The sequence below is a fragment of the Aquiflexum sp. genome (genome assembly GCF_041751335.1).
Lineage (GTDB): Bacteria > Bacteroidota > Bacteroidia > Cytophagales > Cyclobacteriaceae > Aquiflexum.
Genome location: NZ_JBGSXS010000336.1, coordinates 1 through 2,487, shown reverse-complemented (window position 1 = coordinate 2,487; position 2,487 = coordinate 1). Strand labels below are relative to the sequence as shown.

At 39.0% G+C, this 2,487-nt stretch carries 2 protein-coding genes; both read left to right on the top strand.

Annotated elements, in window-relative coordinates:
* Positions 1 to 389: 389 nt before the first annotated feature.
* On the top strand, positions 390 to 1,823 hold the full coding sequence (locus ACEW8U_RS18860; protein ID WP_373523612.1) for an aspartate aminotransferase family protein: 1,434 nt from the start codon (positions 390 to 392) through the stop codon (positions 1,821 to 1,823).
* A gap of 197 nt (positions 1,824 to 2,020) precedes the next feature.
* A partial coding sequence (locus ACEW8U_RS18855) for an endonuclease/exonuclease/phosphatase family protein (protein WP_373523611.1) occupies positions 2,021 to 2,487 on the top strand: 467 nt, incomplete at its 3' end.

Genomic DNA, 2,487 nt, shown 5'->3' with positions numbered 1-2,487 from the left:
GATCAGCCCTGGCAAGGCAATAAGCTTCCGGTTTTGACCGGTATTCAAAAAACAAGGGGCCGATTTTCTGAAAATCGGCCTCTATGGCTTAATTTTGGCTGTTTTGAAAATTAACGGTTAATTTTGAGACAGCCTCTTTTTATCCTTGGAATTTGTAATTCCAGTTTACAAGAAAAACTTTTAGATATGAAGAAAACATAGCGAAATGAAGATCAGGAAAGGTTGATCATAAGATTCCTCCTTTTCTTTTGTTCTCTTTTGTCACTTTTGTGGTTAAAATAAAAACCCCCAAGGCGATGAAATCCTCTAAATAAATGACGGTTCCTTTGGGTAGTAATCAGTATTTTTTTCATCTTGTTTTTCAAAGTCCTCCTAACCAAATAACTTAAATGCAAAGCTTTGATTTAACCCCTTCCGAAAGACAGAAACTTTACAAGTTTACCCTTGAATTGCTTGAAGGTTATTATTCAGATACAAAGTCCAATCGGGTTTCACCGAAGTTGGATATTTCTGAAATTGTGGATGCAGTGAGGAAGGTTGATTTTTCTGAACCGTTAACTTCAAAGGAAGCTATCCAACATTTGGTAGAGGGTATGAAGAACTATTCTGTCCACACCCCACATCCAAAATATTTCGGCCTCTACAATCCCCGGGCAAACTTCCCCAGTATTTTGGGTGATTTGATCACTGCTGTTTTTAATCCCCAATTGGCAGCTTGGAGCCATTCCCCCTTTGCCAATGAAATTGAAAGTTATCTCATTGCTGAATTTGGAAAAAAGTTTGGATATCCAAATGAAAGCATAGACGGGGTATTTGCAAGTGGAGGTGCCGAAGCCAACCTGACTGCGGTTTTGAGTGCGGTGAACCATGCTTTTCCTCAATTTGCCAAGTCGGGATGGTTTGGGGTAAGCAAGAGACCTGTGATGTATTGTTCGGCTGAATCCCACCACTCAGTTCATAAAGCAGCAAAAACCGTTGGCCTTGGATATGATGCCATCAGGAATATACCGGTTCGGAAAGACCTGAAAATGGATTTGGAAATACTAAAGGCAACTATTCAGAAGGATGTCCAAGATGGTTTTCAACCTTTTTTGGTTATCGGTACTGCCGGCACTACGGGAACAGGTGCCATTGATGATTTGGTGGGTATCAGGAAAATTGCAGATGAATTCGGACTTTGGTTTCATGTAGATGCTGCTTATGGTGGTGCTGCGGTATTGCATCCTGATCTGAAACCATTTCTGAACGGAATATCACTTTCGGATTCCATTACTTTTGATGCACACAAATGGTTGTCTGTCACCATGGGAACCAGTTTGTTTATCACCCGACACAAGGAGATCTTGTCAGAAACTTTTCGGATCACAGCGGAATATATGCCCAAGGAAGCCAAAGACCTGGAAATTGTTGATCCATTTACCCATTCCATCCAATGGTCCCGCAGGGCTTATGGCATCAAACTGTATTTGGTATTGATGATATTTGGTTGGGAGGGTTATGAAAAAACCATTCGCCATCAAACAGAGATCGGGGAAAAACTGAGGAAGATGTTGGAAAACAGCGGTTGGACTGTAATGAACAGCAGTCCATTTCCTGTGGTATGTTTTATGGATGAAAATTACCTTGACAATCCTGATTTTACCAAAACAGTAATCAAAAACATCATTGATTCTGGAAAGTCCTGGCTATCCATTTATCCCGTTTTCGGCAAACTGACATTCCGTGCCTGCATCACCAATTACAATACCACGGAAGATGATATTGAAGCATTGGTAAGTGAATTGAATGAGGGGAGGGAGAGGTTTAAGTTTGGTCGGGTGTGAATTATAAAACAAGAAAGATTTGAGAATTGTAACTTGGAATTGCTGTGGCTTTTAGAGGAAAGTTTGAATATATTTCAACCTTCAATGCAGATATTTACATTATTCAGGAATGTTAAAACCCCGCTGAGACACTGCATGAAAAATATCAAAATTGGGCGACAAACTACCTATGGATTGGTAATACCAAAAACAAAGGATTGGCAGTTTTTGCCAGATCGGATTTTGAATTGAAAAAACTAGACTGGTCGAATCAATATAAAGACCATTTCGTAAAGCATTTTTTGCCATGTTCAATTAATCAGGAATTTGATTTACTTGCTATTTGGTTACATCGAAACAATTCGCCGAATTTTGGATATATCGGGCAGCTATGGAAATATTTGCAAGTCAACAAGAACAACTTAAAAAACACCCTTATTGCAGGAGATTTCAACAGTAATGTAAATTGGGATCAATGGGACAGGTGGTGGAATCATTCTGATGTGGTGAATGATTTAAGGGGAATTGGTATTGAAAGTCTTTATCACAGATATACTGGAGAAGAACAAGGGAAGGAAACTATTCCTACTTTGTATTTTCAACGAAATCAAGAAAAAACATATCATATTGACTATGTTTTTGGACCACCAGAATTCTCGAAACGATTGATAAATTTTGAAATTGG

Excerpts from the sequence above, each read along its gene's own strand:
- ACEW8U_RS18860 (WP_373523612.1), top strand. The coding sequence starts at position 390 with ATGCAAAGCTTTGATTTAACCCCTTCCGAAAGACAGAAACTTTACAAG.